At 31.8% G+C, this 694-nt stretch carries 1 protein-coding gene; it reads right to left on the reverse strand.

Features of this window, described 5'->3' with window-relative positions:
- The coding region (locus HHU12_RS34345; RefSeq protein ID WP_169656597.1) for a transposase at positions 1–479 on the reverse strand (479 nt) is incomplete at its 3' end.
- Positions 480–694: the final 215 nt, after the last annotated feature.

Consider the following 694-nt stretch of genomic DNA (forward strand, 5'->3'; position numbering starts at 1 on the left):
TTGACAAGCTTTTTATCTCCTTTGGCTCTACCTTGACTGCCAGCGTCATACCCACCTACAGCAAACTCATCGACCTCAACATACCCCTTCAAAGGATGCTGTAAACTACTTTGCATAGCATATTGCACTTTACGTCTGAAATTTAAACAGCTTTGATAACTCAAGGACAGTTTCTCACTTAAAGTTAAAGTGGACATGCCTTTCTTATCACAACTAACTTTAAATATGAATTCAAAAGCAGTTAGAATTGAAAATTTCAGCTTATGAAATAGGGTATGAGCCGTAACAGACTCATCATATTTACACTTTTGACAACGTCTGGAATGTAACTTTTTACCTTTCATATATTTTGTATGTTCACATTTCCTACATTTGTAATGATCACTCCACTTTAGTGTCGATAAATATTCAAGACAATCTTCTTCTTTTTGAAATGTTGAATAAAATGTTCTATCGTCAAAACCTTCAAAATTGATCATAATACATCTGGTTGTTTGGTTACTTTTACACTAATGTAAATCAGTTAACCGTAACAGAAGTACGTTTTACTATTTAGGGCGATCTAAGTTTAGATACCTATTTAAATATTTTCTTTTCTGCTCTCTATATTTACTTCTAGGACATTTTATTTTAAGCTCTTTACAAAATTTGAATAGTAGTTTTTCAAAAACATAATAACAGCATTCCCACAATA

Origin of the sequence: Flammeovirga aprica JL-4, from assembly GCF_012844305.1 — a bacterium.
In the GTDB taxonomy this organism is placed as follows: domain Bacteria; phylum Bacteroidota; class Bacteroidia; order Cytophagales; family Flammeovirgaceae; genus Flammeovirga; species Flammeovirga aprica.